The organism is Oxalobacteraceae bacterium OTU3CAMAD1, assembly GCA_024123915.1.
GTDB lineage: Bacteria > Pseudomonadota > Gammaproteobacteria > Burkholderiales > Burkholderiaceae_D > Rugamonas.
This window is the reverse complement of the sequence record CP099650.1, coordinates 6,987,820-7,010,914: the sequence shown is the minus strand read 5'-3', so window position 1 is coordinate 7,010,914 and position 23,095 is coordinate 6,987,820. Positions and strand designations below refer to the sequence as shown.

Sequence of the window (23,095 nt, the reverse complement as noted above, 5' to 3'; positions counted from 1 at the left end):
TTGGCCGCGCTATATGGCGCATTCTCGACAAGCCTGCGGTTGCGGAGGACCGTGCATTCGCAGTACGATGGGTACCGATTGATTGAGAGGCCCCCCATGCAATCGCAATTTGAGTTACTGACAACGCAGGCGTTGAAGCTCACGTCCGATGAGCGGGAGTCCCTTGTGCAATTGCTGCTGACCAGCTTGGCGCAGGAAGCTGATATCGACGAGGCGCTGGCTTCGGAAGTCGAGCGACGCAACGCTGATATCGAGAGCGGTAAGGTCAAAGCCATACCCATTGATGAAGCCTTGGCCTTGATACGCGCAGGCCTGAAGTGAAGTTGGTAGTCGTTCCTGCGGCGCTTTCGGAGTTGCAGGCTGCGGCGGACTATTATGTACTTCACGCGGACACTGGTTTGGCTAGAGCCTTTGTAGATGAGTTTGAGCGGGTTGTAAACCTTATCGCTTCTTCACCACAACTGGGAGCAATCTTTCGCGGGAACCGGCGCCGATATTTTCTTCGTAGGTTTCCTTACAGCGTCATCTATCAAGTAAGCCACGATGAACTGAGGGTGTTAGCGCTGGCACATCAACGGCGTCGTCCCAACTATTGGGCGAGACGTAAGTAGTGGTTTTGCATTGCCTCCAGATTACCGTTACTTGATCACTTTCGCTTCATAGGCGCGGATACGGTCGAGCTTGGCGGCGTACAGCGCGTTCTGCCCTTGCGTGGTGCTGTTCTCCAGCGCCTTGCGCATGTGCTTGTCGGCGGCGCGCAGGTTGCCCAGCTGGTATTGGCTCACCGCCAGCCAGTAGTGGAACTCGTGGTAGTCGGGTGAGCGCTCGAGCTCGCGCTCGAACAGGCTGCGCGCGCGCTGGTAGTCGCCGAGATTGACCGCTTCCAGTCCCAGGTGGAAGAAGTGGAACGGCGGGAACGGCTCGAGCCGCGCCAGCCGCTCGCGCACCGCCGCCGCCTCGGCCGGACGCTGCAGCGACTCCAGGGTCTGCGCCAGGTTCGACAGGTAGATGGTGTTGTTGGGCGCGTGCCGCAGCGCGTAGCGCAAGGTCTGCTCCGCTTGCATCTGGTCGCCGTGGTTCTGGTAGACGACAGCAAGCGTGTTGTAGGCGTTCATGAAAGCCGGGTCCGCCTGGACGGCTTGCCGCGCTGCCCAGTAGGCGTCGTCGATGCTGCCGGCCGACAGCAGTTCGGCGGCGCGATTGTTGAGGTACATGGCGACGATGGTCTGTTCCTCGAGCAGGCGGGCGCTTTCGCGCGCCTTGGGCGGGATGGGGATGAAGTCCACCGTCAGCGCGTTGGCGTTGTTGACCTGGTAGCCGTCGAGGTAGGAGGTGCGCTTCTTGCCAAGCATCAGGTTGACGTGGTTGGCGGCGAAGTACAGATTGCCCGAGCGGCTCCAGCTTTCGTCCATGTGGATTTGCTGGAACTGCACGGTGAAGTTGAGCTCGCGCGCCAGGGCGGCCGTCATGATCACCAGCGACAGGCAGTTGCCGGCGCGCGCGTCGAAGGTCTCGGCGGCGTTGCGCGTCATGGCCGAGTCGTATTCGAGCTTGAGCTGGTCGCGGGTGTAGAGGGCGTCGAATAGCGCGCGGCGCGCGTCCTGGCCGGCGCCGCGATGCACGAGGTTGTGCTTGAGGTAGTCGCGCATGCGGTCGCTCAGGGCGAAGATGGCGTTGGTGTCGATCGGCGCGGCGGGCGCCTTGAATAGCTGGTCGTGGAATAGTTCGGATACCGGGGCGCGCTGCGCCGGTGATTGGCTGGCGCAGCCGCTGACGCAGAACGCGACGGCGCACCAGAGCATGGCCCATGGCTTCATGACTTGTCTCCCTTTGCTGCGGAGCACAAGGCCGGCGCCGCACCAGGCAGCGGACTCTGTGTTCCGCCTTGGGGAAAGTATCTGCCGCTAATCCGGTGCTGTCAACGAGTATCCATGTTGCGTCGCGGGCGGCGCGGTGGGAGATTACGCTGCGCTAATCCGCCCTACGTGTCTCCGCTGTAACGCATCAGATAGCGGCCCCGCGCAACGACCCGCGAACCATGCGATCCGTCGCGGCACGTGGCAACGGCCGGCGGATCATGCGATCCGTGGAGACACGTAGGGCGGATTAGGCGGCACGCCGTAATCGGCCACGAGCCGCCAGCGGCGCATGAGTGCTACGCGAGAGGTCGCACATCGACGGGCTGCCCCTGGCCGTCGAAACGCAGCGCGACCGATACCGCTTCGATGCCGATGCTGGCCAGCGCATCGCGCAGGTCGTCGACCTCCACCTCGAGATCGGCGGTGATGTCGAGCGGCTTATCGCACGTGGCGAGCACCTCCGTACCAGCCGACAGTTGCACCCGCAGCAGCATTTCATCGTCGACATCGGTCGGCGCGATGATGGCGCTGACCTGGTCCGGCGCGTGCGCGCCCAATGCCTGGTTGAGCTCGGACAGGATGCCCAGCATGTCGTACTCCGACTGCCCCTGCGCGCGGGCGCCGAAGAACAAGTCCTGGTACAGGAAATTAAGCGTCAGGGCCGGATCGGCGCCACGGCCGCGTCCCAGGCAGCGCGCCACCAGCGCGCCGTATTGCTCCGTCCATTTCTGGTAGCGCTCGGCGCGCTTGGCGAAGTGGGCGTCGGCCGCCTTCTCGCCGGCCGGCACCTTGTAGAAGGCGTCGTCGGCGCGTTTGAGCGAGAAGCCGAGCAGGAAGCGCAACTCGACGGCGCTGTCGTCCGGGCCGAAGCCGACGGCTGTCCAGCCGTCCGCCATGCTGCGCTCGAGCGCCGGCGCGGCGGTGATTTTTTTCTCCGTCAGCGACTGCGCCGCCTCGCGCACCATGCTGTGCAACTGGCCGTAGCTGACACGCTCGAACTCGGTCAAATCATAGGCGTGGCTGACCAGCACCACCTTGGCCGTCGGGCTTTCCAGCCCGGCGTCGTTGAAGCTGGCGAGCAGCGCGTCGTAGGCGTCGCCGTCCTGGAAGTCGGCGGCCGGGTCGAGCCCGCCCTGGCTGTGCACGAACACCGGAATGGCGAAGGCGTCGATCTCCATCTCGGGCGCGCCCTCGCGCCGCAGCAGCAGGGTGGCGGCGCCTTCCTCGACGGCGTTGCGCAGGTAGCGGTAGCCGTCGACCGCGCCGTTGATCGATTCGTCGCGCGCCAGCTCGATGGCGCCGTACAGCACCTCGTCCTTGCCCTGGTTGAGCAGCTTGCGCAGCAGGCGCTGGAAGTCGAGCGCCTTTTGCGCCAGTTCGGCGCGGGTGCTTTCGGCCACGATATCGTTGTTGAATTCACCGTCCGACAGGTCCAGCGCCAGCGCGCACAGTTCGGTGGTTTGCTGCTCGTCCTTGAGTTCCGGGGAGTTGGCGGATTTGCGCGGTACGGGGCGCTTGTTCTTAGGCATGTAGGTGTGGTCGTCTTATCGTTCGTGGTGGAAGGCTTCGTGCAGTTCGTCGAGCAGGTCGGCGGTTTCGTCCTCGGTCAGGCCGAGGTGCTGGCAGGCCAGCGCGCCGCCTTTTTCCCATTCATACGACATGGGGCGGCCGTGCAAGCGTTCGATGCCCTTTTCGGCCAGCAGCGACAGCGCCACCAGCGAGCGCACGGCGTCGTCGGTGGCCGGGTCGTCGAGCACGCGGTAGTCGTGGTGCAGCAAAATCGCCCAGGAGACGTCCGGCGACAGCCCCCAGTTGCGCGCCAGCAGGCAGCCGATGGCGGCGTGGTTGGTGCTGTAGCGCTGGTCCTCGACGGCGGTGAACGGCAGCTCGGCCTCGTGGCAGGCGTCGGCGTAGGTGTCGGCGTAGTCGGTGAAGCGGTTCATCAACAGCGGCACGCCGATGTCGCAGAACAGGCCGAAGGTGTGGGCGATGTCCGGCGGGGCGATGCGCAGCTTGCGCGAGGTGAACACCAGCGCCTGGGCGCGCCGCGCCGACACTTCCCAGAACGCGTTCAGGTCCGATTCCTTGCCTTCGATGGCCTGGCGCGCCAGCAGCCCGGTCAGCAATGCGGCGCACTGGTCGACGCCGAGGAAGTTGATGCCCTGTTCGACCGACTTGGCCTTGCGGGCGGCGCCGAAGAACGGCGAGTTGGCCAGCTTGAGCAGCGCGCCGGACATGCCGACGTCGTTGCCGATGATGCGGGCGATGCGGCGCGGCGACGGGTCGGACTGGGCCAGCTCGCGCTGCAGGTCGACAAGCAGACTTGGCCGTGGAGGAATACGGATGGAGCGCATCAGCGCTTCTTCCACCGCGTTTTCTACTGGCATGGCTTGGGCTGCAACTGTCGTCATGTTGTTCTTCAGGGGTAAAGGCTGCGCAGGGCCGGGGAAGGACGGCCGGCGCGGCAAATGTTAGGCGTGCAAATGAGCATGCGTACGCGACATTATCGCCGCAAGCGCGCGCCGTTTGCGCGAATTTCTCCCAATATTATTGCTGCACAGCTACATTTTGTCGTTAATTTTCGCCCGCGATACAAAATTAATGTCGCTTCGATAACGATTCAATAGCCCGTCCGTGGTCGCGCGGCCCAGATTGGCATTTACAATATCGCCCATGACCAATGTTATCGCAGGAATCAATTTCGCCGCGCCGTCGCACGAGGTGGCGCGCCGCCTGATCGGTGTGACGGTGCTGGTGGATGGCGTCGGCGGACGCATCGTCGAGACCGAGGCCTATGACCGCGAGGAGCCGGCCTCGCACTGCTACATCGGCGAGACGCCGCGCAATTTCTCGATGTTCGGCCCGCCCGGGCGCAGCTATGTGTACCGCTCGCACGGACTGCACTGGTGCCTCAATTTCGTTTGCCGCGAAGAGGGCCATGGCGCCGGGGTGCTGATCCGCGCGCTCGAGCCGGTGGCAGGGCTGGATGTGATGCGCGAGCGGCGCGGCATGGACGACGAACGCCTGCTGTGCGCCGGACCGGGGCGGCTATGCCAGGCGCTGGGCGTGACGCGCGCGCATAACAATCTGCCGCTCGACGCGCCGCCGTTCCTGCTGCTGCCGCCCGATCACGCGTTGCCGGTCGAGGTGTTAGCCGGCCCGCGCATCGGCATTTCGAAAGCCATGGAGCTGCCGTGGCGCTTCGGCGTGGCCGGCTCGCGCTTTTTGAGCAAACCCATGCGCGCCTGAGGCCGGGGCGGAGGCGGGCGCCGCCGGCGGCTCGACCTTGAACACCGACACCGCCTGCGACAGGTGCACCGCCTGGTCCTGCAGGCTTTCGGCGGCGGCCGCCGCCTGTTCCACCAGCGCCGCGTTCTGCTGCGTCACGTCATCCATCTGGCCGACCGCCTGGTTCACCTCGGCGATGCCCAGCGCCTGCTCCGCGCTGGCGTCGCTGATGCGGGCGATGATGTCGTTGACCTCGCGCACCGAGTCGACGATGTCGCCCATGCGCTCGCCGGCCTGGTGCACCGAGGCGCTGCCGCTGTCGATGGTGGCCACCGAGGCCGCGATCAGCGTTTTGATTTCCTTGGCCGCCGCCGCCGAGCGCTGCGCCAGGGTGCGCACCTCCGACGCCACCACCGCGAAGCCGCGTCCCTGCTCGCCGGCGCGCGCCGCTTCCACTGCCGCGTTGAGCGCCAGGATGTTGGTCTGGAACGAGATGCTGTCGATGACGCTGATGATGTCGACGATCTGGCGCGAGCTGGCGCGGATCGACGTCATCGTCTGCACCGCCTGCTGCACGGCCGCGCCGCCGCGCTGGGCCATATCGGTGGCGCTGGCGGCCAGCTTGCAGGCCTGCTGGGCGTTGGCGGCGTTCTGCTGCACCGCCCGGGTCAGGCTGTCCATCGCGCTGGCCGTCTGTTCGAGCGAGCTGGCCTGCATTTCGGTGCGGGTCGACAGATCGAGGTTGCCGCTGGCGATCTCGTGGGCGGCGGTGTCGATCGAGCGCACCGCCGTCAGGATCGTGCCCAGGGTCTGCGTCAGGTTGCTCATGGTTTGATCGAGCATGCGCGCGGTGTCGGCGATTTCATCGCGCCCGTCATTGCGCCGGCCGGTGCCGAGACGGCCCGCCGCCAGCGCCACGACGACGTCGGCGATGCCGCGGATGTCGCGCAGCATGGCGCCGCGCACGGCCATCGTCACGCCCAGCGAGAGCGCGATTGACAGCAGCACGACGATGCCCATCGTGGTGGTGAGGGTGGCGAAGTCGCCGGTGGCGCGGGCGTGCGCCTGCTCGCTCAACTGCTTTTGCAGCGCCGACATTTTCGCCAGCTGGTCGTTGAGTTGCAAGAACTGCGTTTCGGCCTTGGCCATCGAGTTGGTGGCGATGCTTTGATCCATCTGCGCCATCTCCATCGTTTCGAGCACGGCCTTGCGGTAGGCCGCCAGCGACTGCAGGGATTGCTCGACGATTTTGCGCTCCGCCTCGTTGACGCCCGACTCGGCGGCCAGCCGGCGCAGCCCGCCCTCGACGCCGGCGTGGCGCGCCTTGATCTGCTTGCCCAGGGCGTCGAGCCGCGACTGCGCGAAGCTGCCGTTGACCCAGGCCAGCAACTGGTAGATGTGGGCGTGCGCGTAGCGCGCCTCGCCGGAGACGTCGGCCGCCGCCTTGAGGCGCTCGGCGCGCACCCGCACCAGGTTCTCCATCGAGGCGTTCTGGCACACCATGCCGTAGTAGCCGGCGGCGGCGGTGACGATCAACAGCACCAGCACCAGGCCGGGCGCGAGCAGCAGTTTGGGACCTATACGTAATTTCTTCAACATGGTGCTCTCCGGCGTGGGGGCGGGCTTGGTGCGAAGCTGGGTAGATAAGCGGCGCGCTGCGTCGTTATTGCTTCTTGTAGATGCCCGCCTCCAGCACGACGTCGCCGACGCGCAGGATGTAGGTGGTCTTCGGCTCGATCTTGCCGGACGTTGGATTCTTGTACTGGTAGTCGACCCAGCCGCTGCCTTTTTTGGCGGCCAGCTCGATGATCTCGCGGCGGTATTTCTTGCCGCTGGCGTCGGGCACGTCGGTCAAGTCCTTGCCGACGATGGACGGGTTGACCGGGTGTGCCAGCACGATGCCGGTGTTGATGTCGCGCATGTCGACGTACAGCGAGCCCTGGATGATGTCCGGGTCCTTGGCGGTGATCTTTTTGATCATCGCTTCCTTGCCGTTGGCCTTCATGAAGGCGGCGCCTTTTTCGGCCATGGCGATGGCGTCTTTCTCGGTCGGTTCGGCGGCGATGGCGGCGGACTGGTTGAACAGGGCGGTCGCGGCGACGGCGGCCGATGCGAAGTGCGCGAAGTGCAGTTTCATGGTGGGTCCTTGTCAGGTGAGGGGGATTGCTCGGGTAAACTTTACGCCCGCCCCGGTCGCCGGGATTGCGCTGCCGCAAGGTGTGGCCGTATGGCAATTACGAGCGTGGTTTTATTGTCGCTTGCGCCCAGTCTCTAAATCTTTCCAAGCGTCACTTGATTTTCGGCAATTTCAATGGCCCATGGCCAGCCTACGATGGGGTTTCCGCCACCCAACAAAAGCGATAGGAAACCGCCATGACCACCAACCTGATTTCGTCCGGTACCCCAAGCGCCGCGCAGGCGCCGAAGTTCAAACCCTTCATCCGCCAGACCATCGCCAACTCGCGCCAGTGGGAATGGATCCCGCCCGATTTGCAGGAGGCGGTGCAGGTGGTGTCGCATGTGCTGCCGTTCCGCACCAACGAATATGTGCTCGACCATTTGATCGACTGGAACAACATCCCCGACGATCCGATCTATCGCCTGGTGTTCCCGCACAAGGACATGCTGCAGGCGGACGACTACGCCCAGCTGCGCGAACTGGTGCTGGGGCACGCCAACCAGCCGGCGATGGCAGAACTGGTGCGCAAGATCCGCATGCGCATGAATCCCCATCCCGCCGGCCAGATGACGCACAACGTGCCGCGCGTGAACGACGCGCCGGTCAAGGGCCTGCAGCACAAGTACAAGGAGACGGTGCTGTTCTTCCCCAGCGCCGGCCAGACCTGCCACGCCTATTGCACCTTCTGCTTCCGCTGGCCGCAGTTTGTCGGCATGGACGACATGAAGTTCGACGCCCGCGAGTCGCACGAGCTGGCGGCCTATCTGAAGCTGCATCCGGAGGTGACCGATGTGCTGATCACGGGCGGCGATCCCTTGATCATGAACACCCGCTCGCTTGAGGCCTACATCGAGCCGCTGCTGGTGCCGGAGCTGGCGCATATCCAGAACATCCGCATCGGCACCAAGTTGGTGGCGTACTGGCCGCAGCGCTTCGTCACCGACCGCGACGCCGACGATCTGCTGCGCCTCTTTGAGCGGGTGGTCGCCAGCGGCAAGAACATGGCCATCATGGGCCACTACAACCACGCGGTGGAGCTGCGCTCGGAGATCGCCCAGCTTGCCGTCAAGCGCATCGTCGGCACCGGCGCCACCCTGCGCATGCAAGGCCCGCTGATCCGCCACATCAACGAAGACCCGAAAAGCTGGGCCGAGTTGTGGCAGACCGGCGTGCGCCTGGGCGCGATTCCGTACTACATGTTCGTCGAGCGCGACACCGGCCCGCGCGAGTACTTCGAGCTGCCGCTGGCGCGCGCGCACGAGATCTTCCAGGAGGCCTACCAGATGGTGTCGGGCCTGGCGCGCACCGTGCGCGGTCCGTCGATGAGCGCCTTTCCCGGCAAGGTGGTGATCGACGGCGTGGTCACCATCGGCGGCGAGAAGGTCTTCGCGCTGCAGTTCCTGCAAGCCCGCAATCCGAACTGGGTGCGCCGTCCGTTCTACGCCAAGTACGATCCCAACGCGACCTGGATGGACCATCTGAAACCAGCCTTCGGCAAGGAGAAGTTCTTCTTTGAGGAGGAGGGCGGCAGCCGCAGCGAGTACGGCATCGAGACGCCCGGCCACCGCAAGGTGATCCCGCTGATCTCGGCGCGGCAGGAGGCCGCCGCCGCCGCGGTGTCGGCCGGTTGCAGCGCACCGAACGCCGCATAGGGGTGGCGCCATGCTGACCGGGGAACGGACGCGGGAGGACCTGGTGTGCATGCCGCCACCGCCGACCCGCAATGCGGCCACGGGGTCCGACCCCGCGCCTCCGGTTTGCGGGGTGGGGGAGCCAGCGCGCAAACTGTCGGGAAGCGCCGTGTTCCTGTTGGTGTTCCTGCCGTTCGCGCTGGGCCACTTCCTGTCGGCGTTGATGCGCACCGTGAACGCGACGGTGGCGCCGCAACTGGTGACGGCGCTTGCGCTCACGCCCGGCCAACTGGGGCTGCTGACCAGCGCCTTCTTTTTCGCCTTCGCGCTGGTGCAGCTACCGGTCGGCATTGCGCTCGATCGCTGGGGACCGGCCAAGGTGCAGCTGCCGATGCTGATCGTGGCGGCGGTGGGCGCGCTGGCCTTCTCCGGCGGCGACACCTTCGCCGAACTGCTGGTGGCGCGCGCCGTCATCGGTCTGGGCGTGGGCGGCTGCTTCATGTCGGCGGTGAAAGCGATATCGACCTGGATCGCGCCGTCGCGCATGCCGTCGGTGCAGGGCTACCTGATCGCCGTCGGCGGCCTGGGGGCGGCGTCGGCCACGTTGCCGGTGCGCCTGGCCTTGCACTACACGGACTGGCGCGGCCTGTTCGTCGTGCTGGCCATCGCTGCGGTGACCACCGGCCTGCTGATCCGCATGCTGGCGCCGTCGCAGCCGCTGTCGCCGCCAGGATCGGGTAAAGGATCGCTGCTGGCGACGATGGGCGAGGTGTACCGCCATCCGGCCTTCCGCGAGGCGGCCATGCTGGTGCTGATCCCGCACACGGTGTTCTTCGGCATGCAGGGGCTGTGGATCAGCCGCTGGCTGACCGACGTGGCGCGTTTTTCGGACGAGGCGGTCGGCTACCTGCTGTATCTGAGCATGGCGGCTATCATCTTTGGAGCCATCGCGGTGGGCATGATCACCGAGTGGGCCGGCCGGCGCGGGGTGCCGCCGATCCGCGTGGCGGCGGCCGGCGTGGCGCTGTTCATCCTGGTGCAATTGGGCTTCGTGTTCAACTGGTCGCCCAGCTTCCAGACCTTGTCGGTGCTGTTCACGCTGGTGGGCACGGTGACCGGTATCGAGTACGCGATCATCGCGCAGAACCTGCCCGGAACCTTGACGGGACGGGCCGCGACCTGTCTGAACCTGCTCATTTTCCTGGGCGCGTTCGCGGTGCAGGCGGGCTTCGGCATGGTGGTCGGCTGCTGGCGGCCCAACCTGATGCAGCAGTATCCGGCCCAGGCCTACCAGGTCGGCTTCGCGGTGCTGGTGTTGCTGCAGTTGCCCGGGTTGGGTTGGTTCGTGTGGCGGCACTGGAGACGGCCGGCGGGTTCCGGTAGAATGGACCTCCATTCCGGCAACCCGGCGACCAGCCCTTAATGACGCGATGACCAAACTTCAACAGGCCCAGAACGGAAACAGCGCGGACAACGCGTTCACCTCCCTGCCGCGCAGCTGGCAGGATTGGATCAAGGAGAATCTGGCGCGCGCGTGCAGCCCGCTGGATATGGCGAACAGCATGGCCCGCTCGGGCCAGTACAGCATGGCCGCGGCCAGCGCCGCCATCGACGAAGCCCTGCGCATGCGGGCCCGGGCCGATGGCAGCGACGGCGCCGGCGTCAGTGAGCCGGTGGCGGCGCAGAGCGTCTTCGTGGCGCCGCAGCAGATGCCCTTCATCGACATCGAACGCAATCGCGTCGCCGCCCCGGACCGCGAGGTGGAGCTGCTGTTTGTGCTCAAACAGCCGCAGGTGATCCTGCTCGGCAATGTGCTCAGCATGGAGGAGTGCGACGCCATCGTCGCCCATTGCGGCACGCGCTACACCCGCTCGACGGTCACCGACGAGGCCGACGGCGCCAGCGTGGTGCACGAGGGCCGCACCAGCGAGATGGCCTTCATCCAGCGCGGCGAGGCCGAGGTGGCCGAGCGCATCGAACGGCGCCTGGCGGCGCTGGCGCACTGGCCGGCCGAATGCGGCGAACCGTTCCAGCTGCAAAAGTACAACAGCACCCAGGAGTACCGGCCGCACTTCGACTGGCTCGACCCCGACAGCAGCGGCCATCAAAGCCACTTGCAGCGCGGCGGCCAGCGCCTGGCCACCTTCATCCTCTATCTGAGCGATGTCGAGCAGGGCGGCGGCACCGTCTTCCCCGGCATCGGGCTGGAAGTGTTCCCTAAAAAGGGCAACGCGCTGTGGTTCCTCAACACCGACGCCAACCACCAGCCGGACCGGCAAACGCTGCACGGCGGCGCGCCGGTGGTCAGCGGCACCAAGATCATCGCCAACAAGTGGTTGAGACAGGGACGCTACGGTTAGAATGTCGCAGACATCTTAACCAAGGAACTGTATGAGACTTGTGCGTTACGGCCGTCCCGGCAAAGAGAAACCAGGCCTGATCGACGACGAAGGCAAGCTGCGCGACCTGTCCGGCGTGATCGACGACATCGGCGCCGAGCAGCTGTCGGCAAAGGCGCTGCGCAAGCTGGAGAAAATTCCCCAGGCATCGTTGCCGCTGGTGCGCGGCAATCCACGCTACGGCGTGCCGATCGCGCGCGTCGGCAAATTCATCGGCATCGGCCTCAATCATTCCGACCACGCGGCCGAAATCGGCATGCCTGCGCCGAAGGAGCCGGTGGTGTTCATGAAGGCCGTTACCTGCGTCAATGGCCCCGACGATCCGGTGATGCTGCCGCAAGGGTCGAAGAAAACCGACTGGGAAGTGGAGCTGGGCGTGGTGATCGGCACGCGCGCGCAGTACGTCAGCGAGCAGGACGCGCTGAAATACGTGGCCGGCTATTGCGTGGTCAACGACGTCTCGGAGCGCGCTTTCCAGCTGGAGATGGGCACGCAATGGGACAAGGGCAAGGGCTGCGACACCTTCGGCCCGATCGGCCCGTGGCTGGTGACGCAGGAGGACATCTACGACGTGCAGAAGCTCGATCTGTACCTGGATCTGAACGGCAAGCGCATGCAAACCGGATGCACCGAAACGATGGTGTTCTCGGTGGCGCAGATCATCAGCTATCTGTCGAAGTTCATGACGCTGGAGCCGGGCGACGTGATCGCCACCGGCACCCCGCCGGGCGTGGGGCAAGCGCGCAAGCCGCAGCGCTTCCTGAAAAAAGGCGACACGCTGCGCCTGGGTATCGCCGGCCTGGGTGAGCAGCAGCAGGACGTCATCGCCTGGCAAGCGCGCTAAACCCGCACTACGCTCCCTCGCGGGGTCGTACCCGAGCGGGTACGACCCCATCGTCCGGTGTGCGGTTTGATGTCCGTGGTGTCACAACACACTGGCAAACGCCCGCTTAACGGCATCCTTAAGACGCGTGGTAATCTCCGCCAACTCCGCCTCGGTGCTGGTGAACGGCGGCGCCAGCAAAATATGGTCGCCCAGCCGGCCGTCGATGGTGCCGCCCATCGGATACACCATCAATCCCACCGCCATCGCCTGTTCCTTGATCGCCGCGTGCAGCTTGAGCTCCGGATCGAACGGCGCCTTGCTCTCGCGATCCTTGACCATCTCCATCCCGATAAACAGCCCGCGCCCGCGAATATCGCCGACATGCGGATGCTCGCCGAACGCCTCGCGCAGCATGCGGCGGAAGCTGGCGCCGCGCACCGTCACCTCGCCCAACAGGCTGTCGCGCTGGATCACCTTCTGTACCGCCAGCGCGGCGGCGGCGGCGATCGGATGTCCCATGTAGGTGTGGCCGTGCTGGAAAGCGCCGCTACCCCCGCGCAGGCGGTCGACGATGTGCTCGCGCGCCAACACCGCGCCGATCGGCTGGTAGCCGGCGCCCAGGCCCTTGCCCAGCACCACCAGGTCGGGCAGCGCGCCCTCCTGCTCGAACGCATACAGGGTGCCGGTGCGGCCCATGCCGCACATGACTTCATCGGCGATCCACAGGATGCCGTACTGGTCGCACAGCTGGCGCACGCCGCGGAAGTAGCCGGGCGTGGGCGGCACGGCGCCGGAGGTGGCGCCGACCACCGTCTCGGCGCAGAAGGCGATCACGCGCGAAGGCCCGGCGGCGAGGATGCGCGCCTCCAGCTCGCGCAGCAGGCCGTCGGTGTAGTCGTCGACGCTCTGGTCCTTGGGACGGTGGCGGTATTCGTAGCAGGGCGACACGCGCGGAACGTTCATCAACAGCGGCTCGAAGGGGCGGCGGCGCCACTCGTTGCCGCCGATGGCCAGCGCGCCGAGCGTGTTGCCATGATAGCTCTGGCGGCGTGCGATGAAGACGCTGCGTTCGGTGTTGCCCGCCTCGACGAAGTACTGGCGCGCCAGCTTGAGCGCCGTCTCCATCGCCTCCGAGCCGCCGGAGACGAGGTAGACGTGATTGAGGTCGCCGGGGGCGTCGTTGGCCAGCCGGGTGGCCAGTTCCTCGGCCGGTTCGCAGGTGAAGAAGGCGGTGTGGGCGTAGGCGTTGCGGTCGATCTGTTCGTGCATCGCGGCCAGCACGTCGGGGTGGCCGTGGCCCAGCGACGAGACGGCGGCGCCGCCGCTGGCATCAAGATAGCTGTTGCCCTGGCTGTCGCGCACCGTCAGCCCGGAGGCACTGACGGCCAGGGGCGGCGGGCGGCGCAGGTTGCGGTGGATGATGTGGCTCATGGCGTCCTTTCTGGCGTGGGGAAGAGTGTGACCGACAGCAGAAGATAGCGCCGATCGGCTTGTATTCCCTTGATAAATGCCTGAACATAAGTAAATTGTTTCCCAAAGCCACAAGGAAGAATGCTATGAACGATCGACTGGGACCGATTCCCTTCGCACACATGAGCGCGAGCCAGCAGGTGGCGGCGCAGGCGGTCATCGACGGCCCGCGCGGCGCGTTGTACGGGCCGTTCGTGCCGCTGGTCCGCAGTCCGGAGTTGATGGCGGCGGCGCAGCGCATGGGCGAGTACCTGCGCTACCGCAGCGCCATCGGCACGCGGCTGACGGAGCTGGCGATCCTGGTGACGGCGCGCCAGTGGAGCCAGCAGGTGGAGTGGGCGATCCACGAGCCGATCGCGCGCGACCACGGCATCGCCGACGGCGTGATCGCGGCGATCGCGGCGCGCCGGCGGCCCGAGGACATGGCGCCGGACGAAGCGCTGGTGCACGATTTCTGCGTGATGCTGCATCAACGGCAGCGCGTCGACGACGACACGTACGCGGCGGCGCTGGCGATGTTCGGCGAGCATGGCGTCGTCGATTTGATGGGGATCAACGGCTACTACACTTTTTTGGCGATGGTGATGAACGCGGCCCAGACGGAGGTGCCGGCATCCGCCGCCGTGCCGCTGCCGGAATAGCTTTATACTGATGCCTAACGTTCAAGGGGTTCGTCATGGCGGAAATCAATGTGAAGGAGGCGGTGAAGGCCGCCAAGGACGCGTTGCTCGAGTTATACGAGGATGATCCTCCGAAGGCGATGGCCTTGGAGGAGATCGAGAAGATCAAAGATAACGGCCGTGAGCTGTGGGCGGTAACGCTTGGATTTCTACGGCACAATGGGGTGGTCATGCAGACCCCGAACACTATTGGCGCCATCTTTAATCCTGCGCCCAGCCAAATCGACCATCGCGTTTATAAAACGGTCTTTATCGATGCGGCTTCGGGCGAGTTTGTCAAAATGGATATTCGGCAGGTATCGTAATGTCCAGCCTGGAGCAACAATTGCTCAAGTTGGTCCGTAAGCATAGCGCTCGTGGCATTCTTATCGATACCAATGTCTTGTTGTTATACCTATTCGGGAAGTTGTTGCCATCGGCGATAGGCCAAAAGCGTTTGTCCAAATATGGCATCGACGATGCGGATATTGTATCCCAGTTTGTTGGCCTGTTTGGTCAAATTCTTACTACCCAGCACGTGTTGACCGAGACCAGCAATTTGGCCAGACAGATTGTTGGCGGCGGATTAAGGCACGAGCTGTCGCTGCGGCTCTATCCATTGTTTTGCCTGGAAAGCCCCGGCTTGCTCAAGTCATGCCATGTGGATGGTCCAGCGATCGATGCCAATCTGTTCGCGCGACTAGGGTTAACCGATGCCGGTTTGACTTCCTTGGTGCAGAAAAATACCTTGCTGTTGACGGACGATCTCGACCTACACATTTCCGCAGTCTCGACTGGTGGCGACGCCATTAATTTCACGCACATGCGCGAGGCCGCTGGCACGGTGTAGCGTTAGAACTGAACCAGACTACCGAGAACGCGACGGACCAGGGAGGCCACGAAGTGAAGGACGTAATACTTGGCATTGACGCCGCATGGTCGCTAACCCAACCCAGTGGCGTTGCTGTAGTGGTAAATGAAGGCCAGCGATGGCGTCTGTTGGCGGTGGAGGCTTCCTACTCATGCTTTATTAACGGGAGAAGCCATTTAAAGCCTGCTGGCAGTTCGCCGAATGCTCGCAACTTGCTCTCCGCCGCCGCCGATAAAGCTGGCACCGGCAATGGGCGCAGCCCGACAGTCTGCTGGACGCGATGCTGCAACCGTCGCCGCTGGACGACGGCACGGTGCCGGACTACCGCTTCGGCCTGGAATGGACCCGGCGCGGCGGCCAGGAAGTGGTCTTCCACGGCGGCTCGCTGTGGGGCTTTCACACGCTGCTGCTGCGTCTTCCGCAGCAGCGCATGTCGATCATCTTGCTTTCCAACTCCGACCGCGTTGAGCCGGAATGGGAGCAACTGGCCGACGCCTGTATCAAAGAACGCGCTTGAGCCAGGCGCTGATGTCGACGATCTCTTGCTGACACAACGAGTGCTGCATCGGGTATTCGTGCCATTCGACGTCGTAGCCGAGCTGCTTCAACGCGTCGCGCGATTGCTCGGCGCGCGCCAGCGGCACCACCGGGTCCATGCGGCCGTGCGCCATGAAGATCGGCGTAGCCAGGCTTTCCTGGGTGTGCTCGGCGCCGGCCTTGGCGGCGATTGGCAGGTAGCCCGACAGGCACATCATGCCCGCCAGCTTTTCCTTCTGACGCACGCCCGTTTGCAAGGTCATCGCCGAGCCTTGCGAGAAGCCGGCCAGGATGATGCGCGAGGTCGGGATGCCGCGCGCGTTCTCGCGCGCGATCAGCGCTTCGACCTTCAGCTGCGAGGCGCGCAGGCCCGCCTCGTCCTCCTGCCGTCCCAGGTCGCTGGCGACGATGTCGTACCACGAGCGCATGACGTAGCCGCCGTTGACCGTGACCGGCATCGTCTCCGCATTAGGGAAGACGAAGCGGATCGGCGGCAGGCCGCGCAGGTCGAGCTCCTGCGGCATCGGCGCGAAGTCGTTGGCGTCGGCGCCCAGGCCGTGCATCCAGATGATGGCGACACTCGGATTGGCACCGGTTTCTTTTTCGATCGTTTGCAGCAGCGTGCTCATGGGGCTCCTTGGGGATGCGGATAGTCGTTGGGCGAAATATAGCAGGCCGGCGGCGCCGGCGGCGCCCAGCCAGCGGCGGCGCGAGGCGCGCATGCCGGCCATGGGGTGTCGCTTCAGGCGGCCGGCTGCGGGCGCAGCGCGGATTTGGGACGGAACGCCTTGCACACGGCCGGGTCGGTTTCCATGTAGGGACCGCCGATCAGGTCGATGCAGTAGGGCACTGCGGCGAAGATGCCGCCGGTAATGACGGCGCCGTCGGCGTCCTTGAGCCCGCCCAGGGTTTCGGCGATGGCTTTCGGCTGGCCCGGCAGGTTCATGATCAGGGCCGCGTGGTCGGGCGTCTCGCGGATCACCGCCGTCTGGCGCGACAGGATCGCGGTCGGCACGAAGTGCAGGCTGATCTGACGCATTTGCTCGCCGAAGCCGGGCATTTCCTTGGTGCCGACGGCCAGCGTGGCCTCCGGCGTGACGTCGCGCCGCGCCGGGCCGGTGCCGCCGGTGGTGAGCACCAGGTGGCAGCGGTCGATGTCGACAAGGTCGGTCAGCGTGGCTTCGATCAGCGCGCGCTCGTCGGCGATCAGGCGGGTTTCAAGGCGATAGGGGGTGGTCAGCGTGCGCGCCAACCAATCCTCGAGCGCCGGGATGCCTTGGTCCTGATACACGCCGCCGCTGGCGCGGTCCGAGACCGACACCAGGCCGATGACCAGCAATTGCGCGGGATCGACGGCGGTGACGCCGTCTATGGCTGTATTACTCGTCATCTATTACTCGTCATCTTGCTCGCTGTCGTCGGCGTTGTCGCCTTCGTCGGTGGCCGCTTGCTTCTTCTTGCCCTCGACCTGCTTAAGGATCTGGAAGATCTCGCGGTAGGCCTTCGGCGGCTTGTTCTCGGCCTGTTCCTTGCGCGCGTTACGGATCAGGGTGCGCAGCTGCTGCACGTCCAGTTCCGGGTTCTCTTCGAGCAGCACGGTCAGCGCCTTGTCATCGGCAAGCAGCTTGTCGCGGCGGCGTTCCAGCGCGTGCATGGCGGCCGTCTCCGACTTGGAGGCGCCTTTCCAGCTGTCGATGGCTTTCTGGATCTCGGCCACTTCGGCTTCGTCGAGGGTGCGCATCTTCTTGCCGACGAACTGCATCTGGCGGCGGCGGCCCTCGTGGTTGGTGATTTGCTGGCACTCGAGGATGGCGTCGCGCACGTCCTCGGGCATCGGCACGCGCTTGACGCGGTCACGGGCCGCTTCGACCAGCGTTTCGCCCATTTTCTGCAGGGCGTCGGACTGGCGCTTCATCTCGGATTTGGAAGGGCGTTCGTATTCTTGCTCGAATTCGGTGGAGCTGAAGCCGACCGCGCCGCGATTTGGATTTACCATAATATCAACTTTCGGTGGGGCGTGTACCTGCCCCTGTAAACTGTAAACGACTGCTATGATAACTGTTTTAGCGGCCAACCGAAGAAAACAGCCCATGAGCGATACCCATTTCACCCACACTCAGGACCAGTTGAAGCAGCTCGCACGCGATGTGCTGGCGTTTGCCAAGGGGCAGGGCGGCACCGATTGCGCCGTCGAAATCAGCGAAGGCAGTGGTTTGTCGGTGTCCGTCCGCAAGAGCAAAATCGAGACGATCGAGCAAAACAAGGACAAGGGTATGGGCGTGACGGTGTTCATCGGCCAGCGGCGCGGTAATGCCAGCACTTCCGATTTTTCGCCGGCGGCGCTGAAGGCGACGGTGGAAGCGGCCTACAACATCGCCCGCTTCACCGCCGACGACGATTGCGCCGGCCTGGCCGACGAGGACATGCTGGAACTGTCGCCGCGCGACCTGAAGCTGTTCTATCCGTGGGATTTGAGCACCGAGGAAGCTGTGGCGCTGGCCCAACGCGCCGAGGCGGCGGCGTTCGACGTCGATCCGCGCGTGACCAATTCCGAGGGCGCCAACGTGCATGTGCAGCAGTCGCATTTCGTGTCGGCCAACTCGCGCGGTTTCATCGGCGGCTATCCGTTCTCGCGCCACACGCTGTCGGTGGCGCCGATCGCCGGCAAGGGCTCCAAGATGCAGCGCGACGACTGGTATTCGTCGGTGCGCGACGCTAAAAAGATGTCGTCGCCCGAGTCCATCGGCCGTTACGCCGCCGAGCGCGCGCTGGCGCGCCTGAACGCCCGCACCATCGATACGCGCACTTGCCCGGTGCTGTTCGAGGCGCCGCTGGCGGCTGGTCTGCTGGGGGCCTTCGTGCAGGCGACGTCCGGCGGGGCGTTGTACCGCAAGTCGAGCTTTTTGATCGACTCGCTGGGCAAGCAGGTGCTGCCCAAGCATGTGCAGATCAAGGAAGACCCGCACATCGTCGGCGGCGTGGGTTCGGCGCCGTTCGACGACGAGGGCGTGCGCACCGTCAAGCGTGACGTGGTCAAGGATGGCGTGGTGCAGGGCTACTTCCTGTCGACGTACACGGGCCGCAAGCTGGGCATGAAGACCACCGGCAACGCCGGCGGCTCGCACAACCTGTCGCTGACGTCGACGTTGACGAAAAAGAGCGACGACTTCGTGGCGATGCTGAAGAAAATGGGCACCGGCCTGCTGGTGACCGAGTTGATGGGCCAGGGGACCAACTACGTGACCGGCGATTATTCGCGCGGCGCGTCAGGCTTCTGGGTCGAGAACGGGATCATCCAGTATCCGGTCGAGGAGATCACCATCGCCGGCAATATGAAAGACATGCTGGCGCAGATCGTCGCCGTCGGCACCGATACGCTGGTGCGCGGCAACAAGGAAACCGGCTCTATCCTGATCGAGAACATGGTGGTGGCGGGCGGCTGACGATCAGCGTCTCGCTACTTCGGCTTGCAAAGCGCGCTTGACGGCAGGCCGCAGGCGATCAACCGGCCCACGTCCGGATTGTCCAGGTAATCCAGGTGGGCGCGGTCCGGGCGCTCCAGCAAACCCAGCCAGGTCGGCGCGTTGGACACGAGGATGTTGTACACCGTGACATCCTCGCGCGCATAACGCTCGGACGGCAGCGTGTACGACAGCAAATCATTCGGATCGCTCAACGCGACCAGGGGCAGGGTCGGATTCAACAAGGAACGGGGCCGCCGTGCCAGACGCTCCTGCAACAGCACTTGCAAACTGTCGGGCGGAACCGGTACAGCCTGGCGAACCGCACCCACATCCCCTCCCGTGATCTGCTGATCGGCCAGCGACAGCAACGGAATCGGATTTGCCGCCATCACCAGAAAGCGCAAGCGATCGACGGCGCGTATCGCCACTTGCGACGCGCGCGAGTCGGCTTGCTCGTGCGTCATGCCTAGCAGCGTATCGAACAGGATCTTGCTGCCCAGGCTCTCCGACACCACCATCAGCGGCAAGCCCGCCGGCGCGTCGCTGGCGGCCAGCACCTGCAAGATCGCGTCCCGCATGCGGCGCTGGATCTCGTCGCGCGCCACCCCCTGATAGATCAACGGATCGGGCAGGCAATCGTCGATCAGCACATCCTTCACGCGGGCGTTGATGCGCGCGCGGATGAAGGGATAAGGCGGCTCGCCCGCGCAGATGGGCGATTTGTCGGTCTGGTCGTAGCACAGCTGGCGCTTGAGCGGCACCGTCAGCGGCGACCAGATCAGCGCATCGAAGCGCAGCCGCCCTGCCGGGGTCTCGACCGTCGACGGCACGATCTGGATCTGCGGATCGACGGCGGGGCGGGGCACAGTGTGGGGCCGGGCATCGGGTGGCGTGGTGGCGTCGGTGAGCGCCTGCGTCAGCTGGGCGACGACTCGCGCCGCCCAGCTGGCGTCGTGCGTGCACATGCCGTGCACCAGCAACACGTCGGCGTGACGGCCGTCGGCGCGCGCGGCGAGATCGATCAGGCCGGGGAATTGCGGGTTCGGCTCGACAAATTGTGGTGGACTGTAGGGGGTGCTGCAGGCGCCCAGCAGCAATGCCAGGGCGGGCAGTATGGCGCAGGCGAGCGCGCGGCGCATCGACAGTATCAAGGTGATCATGCTGAACCTCCCGAAACGGCACGCGGGATGTGCCGTATGAGGTCCAGTGTATTTTTCCCCGCGACACGCATATTGTCGCGCCGCAGAGGCTGAGCTCAAGCGCCGTTCAGGCCGCCATGGCGGCGGCCCGGGGTTCCATCTTTACTGCTGCGCCAGCAGCGACTGCAACACCGGCTGCAACACGGCGCGGCCCAGCTCGGCGCTGCGGGCGCCGTTCCAGCCCGTGTCCGGGTCCGGATCGTTGGCGTTGTCCTTGAACGGCATCTCCAGGGTCAGCGACAGGCAACCGAACGCATGGGTGATGTGCGGCGAGCCCATCGTCAACGTTTCCGGCGTGTACGGCGTTTCGCCGTAGCCATACTCGTCCTGGAAGTCCGGGCTGGCGATCAGGAAGTTGTCGATGAAATACTGTTGCGCCTCGGCCTGATCCGCCGTGAACTCCGGCAACGATTCGCTGCCGGCCACGAACACGTACGGCAAGCCTTCGTCGCCGTGGATGTCCAGGCACAGGTCGCAGCCGATCTCCAGCATCTTGTTCTTGACCAGGAACACTTCCGGGCTGCGTTCCATCGTCGGATTGAGCCACTCGCGGTTCAGGTTGGCGCCGGCCGCGTTGGTGCGCAGGTTGCCGCGTACCGAGCCGTCCGGATTCATGTTCGGCACCACGTAGAACACCGCTTCCTTCAGGCATTGGCGGCCGAACGGATTGGCCGGGTCCAGCAGCGCCTCGACCATGCCTTCGACAAACCATTCGGCCATCGTCTCGCCCGGATGCTGGCGCGCGATGACCCACACCTTTTGCTCCGCTTCCGGATCGCCGATGACCAGCATGTTCAGGTCGCGGCCGTCGATGGTGCTACCCAGGTCGACCTGTTTGACCAGCGGCGACAGTTGCGCGTTGTCCAGCAGCGCCAAGTGGCGTTCCCACGAGTACGGCTCGAAATAGGCGTAGTAGACGCTGTCGTATTCCGGCGTGTGGCTGATCGTCATGACCTGGCCGTCATAGGTGGTCGGCACGCGGAACCAGCTGTCGCGGTCGTAGCTGGCGACGGCCTGGTAATCCTTCCAGCCGTCCGGGTAGGCGGCGGCGCCGGCGTTAAGGAAACGCAGGTTCAACGGCGTCGCCTTGGCGCCCTGGACGCGGAAATAAAACCATTGCGTGATGTCGGCGTGGGAATCCTTGCGGATGTTGAGGTCGATGGCCGCCGGATCGTCGGCGCGCACGACTTCGATGGCGCCGGCGTCGAATTGCTGGCTGATTTTGATAGACATTGCGTAAGTCCTGGTGGATTCAGTGTAAAGAGTATTTTTGCACTTTTGGCGCAGTGCCGACATCATACAGGCTCGCGGCGGCGCCGGGCGCCCGCCGATCGGCCGCTGGTCAAAGTGCGCCTGCGCCAGCGCAAGCCGGACGCCGGCCGGTTTGCTAAGTTGAAGTGACTTCAACGCCGCCCAGGAGCCCGCCATGAACCCGCCGCTATTCCAGGCCGACGACTTCCGCTACTATTTTTTCGCCCGGGGCGACAAGCGCATGCACATCCACGTGTCGCACCCGGACGGCACGGCCAAGTTCTGGCTCGAGCCCGATGTCGCGCTGGTGTGGCACACCGGCTTATCGAACCGGCAACTGCGCGAGGCCGAACAATTCATCGCCGACCATGTTGTGCAAATGCGCCAGATCTGGCGCACGTGGTTACGCTAGCCCTGACGTTAGTCCGCCAAACCGCTCGAAAAACGCCGGCTCGGCGGCGGGCGCGGCGTCATCCTCGCGCCGCAGCACTGCTTCGACATGCCGCTCGGCATCCGCGTAGACCGCCTGATAGATACCGCGCGCCAGCTCGTAGGCGAGCGCCCCCGGCCACGGCGTCGGCAACAACTCCACCGGCAATTGCGGATCATGCAACTGCACGCGCCGGTAGGCATGTATCAATAGTGTCCGTATCACAAATGCCTGCTCCGGCGTCGGCTTGACTTCGCCGCCTTGCCCGCGCAGCGCGGCCAACAGCGGCTCGAAGCGCGCGATAAAGCTCTCGTACCCCAGCGCCACGTCGCTGACATCCCAGCCGCTGGCCACCAGATCGCTCAACGGCCGGCCGGCGACGCGCTCCATCGACTTGGCCTGCACCACGAACAGTTTGCCCACCACGCCCAGCCGCTTGAGCAACTCGTTGAGCGCGCCGCCGTCGGCCGCCGGATGCCCCATGATGCCGGGCGCGATCACGCTGTAACCTTCCCACAGCAACTCCTTGCGCACGGCGCTGCGCTCGGCAGCGTTGAGCGCGCCGTCGCCATTCAGCACCAAGGTCCAGCTGCCATCCCAATGCACATTGAGCGGCGCGTAGATGCGGCGGTAGGCGTGCACGAAGCGCGCCATCGCGTCGGGCGTAATCGCGTACGAGCTGCGCCGGCCGTCGCGCTGCGCGCCCAGCCAACCTTCCTGCGCCAGCCGGAACACGGACGTGCGCAGCAGCCGGTCGTTGACGCCGAACGGCGCCAGCAACTCGATCAGGCTGCCGAGCCACACCATGCCGCCGTGCGGCACGATGGCGTCGCCGAAGATGGTCACCACCAGCGACTTCGAGCGCGGCGGATCGCCGGCGAGGCAATCCGCTATCCATTCGGAATAATTCATAGGCAAACGTCGGTTCTGTACATGGAAACAATAGTTTACTTTGCCTCGACTGCGGCGCAGCATTTATTTGTCGCCCGCTTGTGGCTTCTTTCTATCGGGATACTCTATTCTAATATGATTCAAAAAAATCGTAGTAAAATGAGATTGTGTATCGTAATATGATGTGACACGAGGAGACAG

General features: G+C 64.8%; 24 protein-coding genes. 12 read left to right on the top strand and 12 right to left on the bottom strand.

The annotated features are described in order from the left end of the window. Positions 1 to 96: 96 nt before the first annotated feature. The gene (locus NHH88_30035; protein ID USX13838.1) at positions 97 to 321 is read left to right on the top strand and encodes an addiction module protein; all 225 of its coding nucleotides are present in this window, start codon (positions 97 to 99) and stop codon (positions 319 to 321) included. A gap of 317 nt (positions 322 to 638) precedes the next feature. Here NHH88_30035 and NHH88_30030 read toward each other — a convergent pair whose 3' ends face one another. The 3 genes from NHH88_30030 to NHH88_30020 form a co-directional block, all read right to left on the bottom strand. After that, positions 639 to 1,817, bottom strand: coding sequence for a tetratricopeptide repeat protein (locus NHH88_30030; GenBank protein ID USX13837.1), 1,179 nt, complete (start codon positions 1,815 to 1,817; stop codon positions 639 to 641). A 338-nt stretch (positions 1,818 to 2,155) separates the two neighbouring features. Then, entirely contained in the window at positions 2,156 to 3,388 is a 1,233-nt protein-coding gene (locus NHH88_30025; protein ID USX13836.1) for a hypothetical protein, read from the bottom strand. Between the two features lie 15 nt (positions 3,389 to 3,403). Next, entirely contained in the window at positions 3,404 to 4,270 is an 867-nt protein-coding gene (locus NHH88_30020; GenBank protein USX13835.1) for an HDOD domain-containing protein, read from the bottom strand. Positions 4,271 to 4,532: 262 nt separating this feature from the next. On the opposite strand from NHH88_30020, the gene NHH88_30015 reads away from it, so the two are divergent. After that, on the top strand, positions 4,533 to 5,108 hold the full coding sequence (locus NHH88_30015) for a DNA-3-methyladenine glycosylase (protein USX13834.1): 576 nt from the start codon (positions 4,533 to 4,535) through the stop codon (positions 5,106 to 5,108). Here NHH88_30015 and NHH88_30010 read toward each other — a convergent pair. Together NHH88_30010 and NHH88_30005 are read right to left on the bottom strand one after the other, a co-directional pair. Next, positions 5,010 to 6,686: a methyl-accepting chemotaxis protein gene (locus tag NHH88_30010; GenBank protein USX13833.1), complete on the bottom strand. Its 1,677-nt coding sequence runs from the start codon at positions 6,684 to 6,686 to the stop codon at positions 5,010 to 5,012. The genes NHH88_30015 and NHH88_30010 overlap by 99 nt on opposite strands. A 64-nt stretch (positions 6,687 to 6,750) precedes the next feature. Next, positions 6,751 to 7,224 carry a cache domain-containing protein gene (locus NHH88_30005; GenBank protein ID USX13832.1) on the bottom strand — a complete coding sequence of 158 codons (474 nt, stop codon included), beginning with the start codon at positions 7,222 to 7,224 and terminating at the stop codon, positions 6,751 to 6,753. A 236-nt stretch (positions 7,225 to 7,460) separates the two neighbouring features. Between NHH88_30005 and NHH88_30000 the strand changes: the two genes are divergently transcribed. From NHH88_30000 to NHH88_29985, 4 genes are read left to right on the top strand one after another with little or no spacing between them, the layout of a single operon-like run. Then, positions 7,461 to 8,918 carry a lysine 2,3-aminomutase gene (locus NHH88_30000; protein USX13831.1) on the top strand — a complete coding sequence of 486 codons (1,458 nt, stop codon included), beginning with the start codon at positions 7,461 to 7,463 and terminating at the stop codon, positions 8,916 to 8,918. A 10-nt stretch (positions 8,919 to 8,928) separates the two neighbouring features. Further along, the gene (locus NHH88_29995; GenBank protein ID USX13830.1) at positions 8,929 to 10,320 is read left to right on the top strand and encodes an MFS transporter; all 1,392 of its coding nucleotides are present in this window, start codon (positions 8,929 to 8,931) and stop codon (positions 10,318 to 10,320) included. 7 nt (positions 10,321 to 10,327) lie between these two features. After that, positions 10,328 to 11,257: a 2OG-Fe(II) oxygenase gene (locus tag NHH88_29990; protein ID USX13829.1), complete on the top strand. Its 930-nt coding sequence runs from the start codon at positions 10,328 to 10,330 to the stop codon at positions 11,255 to 11,257. A 31-nt stretch (positions 11,258 to 11,288) separates the two neighbouring features. After that, a complete protein-coding gene (locus NHH88_29985) occupies positions 11,289 to 12,140 on the top strand; it encodes a fumarylacetoacetate hydrolase family protein (protein USX13828.1) in 852 nt (283 codons plus the stop codon). An 81-nt stretch (positions 12,141 to 12,221) separates the two neighbouring features. On the opposite strand, the gene NHH88_29980 is transcribed toward NHH88_29985, so the two are convergent. Further along, on the bottom strand, positions 12,222 to 13,553 hold the full coding sequence (locus NHH88_29980) for an aspartate aminotransferase family protein (GenBank protein ID USX13827.1): 1,332 nt from the start codon (positions 13,551 to 13,553) through the stop codon (positions 12,222 to 12,224). 125 nt (positions 13,554 to 13,678) lie between these two features. Between NHH88_29980 and NHH88_29975 the strand changes: the two genes are divergently transcribed. The 4 genes from NHH88_29975 to NHH88_29960 all read left to right on the top strand — a co-directional run bounded on the left by NHH88_29975 (position 13,679) and on the right by NHH88_29960 (position 15,639). After that, the gene (locus tag NHH88_29975) at positions 13,679 to 14,233 is read left to right on the top strand and encodes a carboxymuconolactone decarboxylase family protein (GenBank protein USX13826.1); all 555 of its coding nucleotides are present in this window, start codon (positions 13,679 to 13,681) and stop codon (positions 14,231 to 14,233) included. A 35-nt stretch (positions 14,234 to 14,268) separates the two neighbouring features. After that, complete coding sequence (locus NHH88_29970; protein USX13825.1) at positions 14,269 to 14,577, top strand: hypothetical protein; 309 nt, start codon at positions 14,269 to 14,271, stop codon at positions 14,575 to 14,577. After that, positions 14,577 to 15,101, top strand: a complete 525-nt coding sequence (locus tag NHH88_29965) for a hypothetical protein (GenBank protein USX13824.1) — start codon at positions 14,577 to 14,579, stop codon at positions 15,099 to 15,101. Before NHH88_29970 ends, NHH88_29965 begins: the two co-directional genes overlap by 1 nt. 301 nt (positions 15,102 to 15,402) lie before the next feature. Beyond that, on the top strand, positions 15,403 to 15,639 hold the full coding sequence (locus tag NHH88_29960; protein ID USX13823.1) for a hypothetical protein: 237 nt from the start codon (positions 15,403 to 15,405) through the stop codon (positions 15,637 to 15,639). On the opposite strand, the gene NHH88_29955 is transcribed toward NHH88_29960, so the two are convergent. The 3 genes from NHH88_29955 to NHH88_29945 form a co-directional block, all read right to left on the bottom strand. Then, positions 15,623 to 16,288: an alpha/beta hydrolase gene (locus NHH88_29955; protein ID USX17478.1), complete on the bottom strand. Its 666-nt coding sequence runs from the start codon at positions 16,286 to 16,288 to the stop codon at positions 15,623 to 15,625. The two genes, NHH88_29960 and NHH88_29955, sit on opposite strands and share 17 nt — an antisense overlap. Before the next feature lie 113 nt (positions 16,289 to 16,401). Continuing rightward, complete coding sequence (gene mog, locus NHH88_29950) at positions 16,402 to 17,049, bottom strand: molybdopterin adenylyltransferase (GenBank protein USX13822.1); 648 nt, start codon at positions 17,047 to 17,049, stop codon at positions 16,402 to 16,404. A 3-nt stretch (positions 17,050 to 17,052) separates the two neighbouring features. Further along, positions 17,053 to 17,655, bottom strand: a complete 603-nt coding sequence (locus tag NHH88_29945; protein USX13821.1) for a DUF615 domain-containing protein — start codon at positions 17,653 to 17,655, stop codon at positions 17,053 to 17,055. Positions 17,656 to 17,749: 94 nt separating this feature from the next. On the opposite strand from NHH88_29945, the gene pmbA reads away from it, so the two are divergent. After that, the gene (pmbA, locus tag NHH88_29940; GenBank protein USX13820.1) at positions 17,750 to 19,102 is read left to right on the top strand and encodes a metalloprotease PmbA; all 1,353 of its coding nucleotides are present in this window, start codon (positions 17,750 to 17,752) and stop codon (positions 19,100 to 19,102) included. A gap of 14 nt (positions 19,103 to 19,116) precedes the next feature. On the opposite strand, the gene NHH88_29935 is transcribed toward pmbA, so the two are convergent. Both NHH88_29935 and NHH88_29930 read right to left on the bottom strand, forming a co-directional pair. Continuing rightward, a complete protein-coding gene (locus NHH88_29935; GenBank protein USX13819.1) occupies positions 19,117 to 20,283 on the bottom strand; it encodes a hypothetical protein in 1,167 nt (388 codons plus the stop codon). Between the two features lie 141 nt (positions 20,284 to 20,424). After that, entirely contained in the window at positions 20,425 to 21,555 is a 1,131-nt protein-coding gene (locus NHH88_29930) for a M14-type cytosolic carboxypeptidase (GenBank protein USX13818.1), read from the bottom strand. Positions 21,556 to 21,748: 193 nt separating this feature from the next. Between NHH88_29930 and NHH88_29925 the strand changes: the two genes are divergently transcribed. Then, positions 21,749 to 21,985 carry a DUF4160 domain-containing protein gene (locus NHH88_29925; protein USX13817.1) on the top strand — a complete coding sequence of 79 codons (237 nt, stop codon included), beginning with the start codon at positions 21,749 to 21,751 and terminating at the stop codon, positions 21,983 to 21,985. On the opposite strand, the gene paaX is transcribed toward NHH88_29925, so the two are convergent. Further along, complete coding sequence (paaX, locus tag NHH88_29920) at positions 21,977 to 22,915, bottom strand: phenylacetic acid degradation operon negative regulatory protein PaaX (GenBank protein USX13816.1); 939 nt, start codon at positions 22,913 to 22,915, stop codon at positions 21,977 to 21,979. The two genes, NHH88_29925 and paaX, sit on opposite strands and share 9 nt — an antisense overlap. Between the last annotated feature and the right edge of the window lie 180 nt (positions 22,916 to 23,095).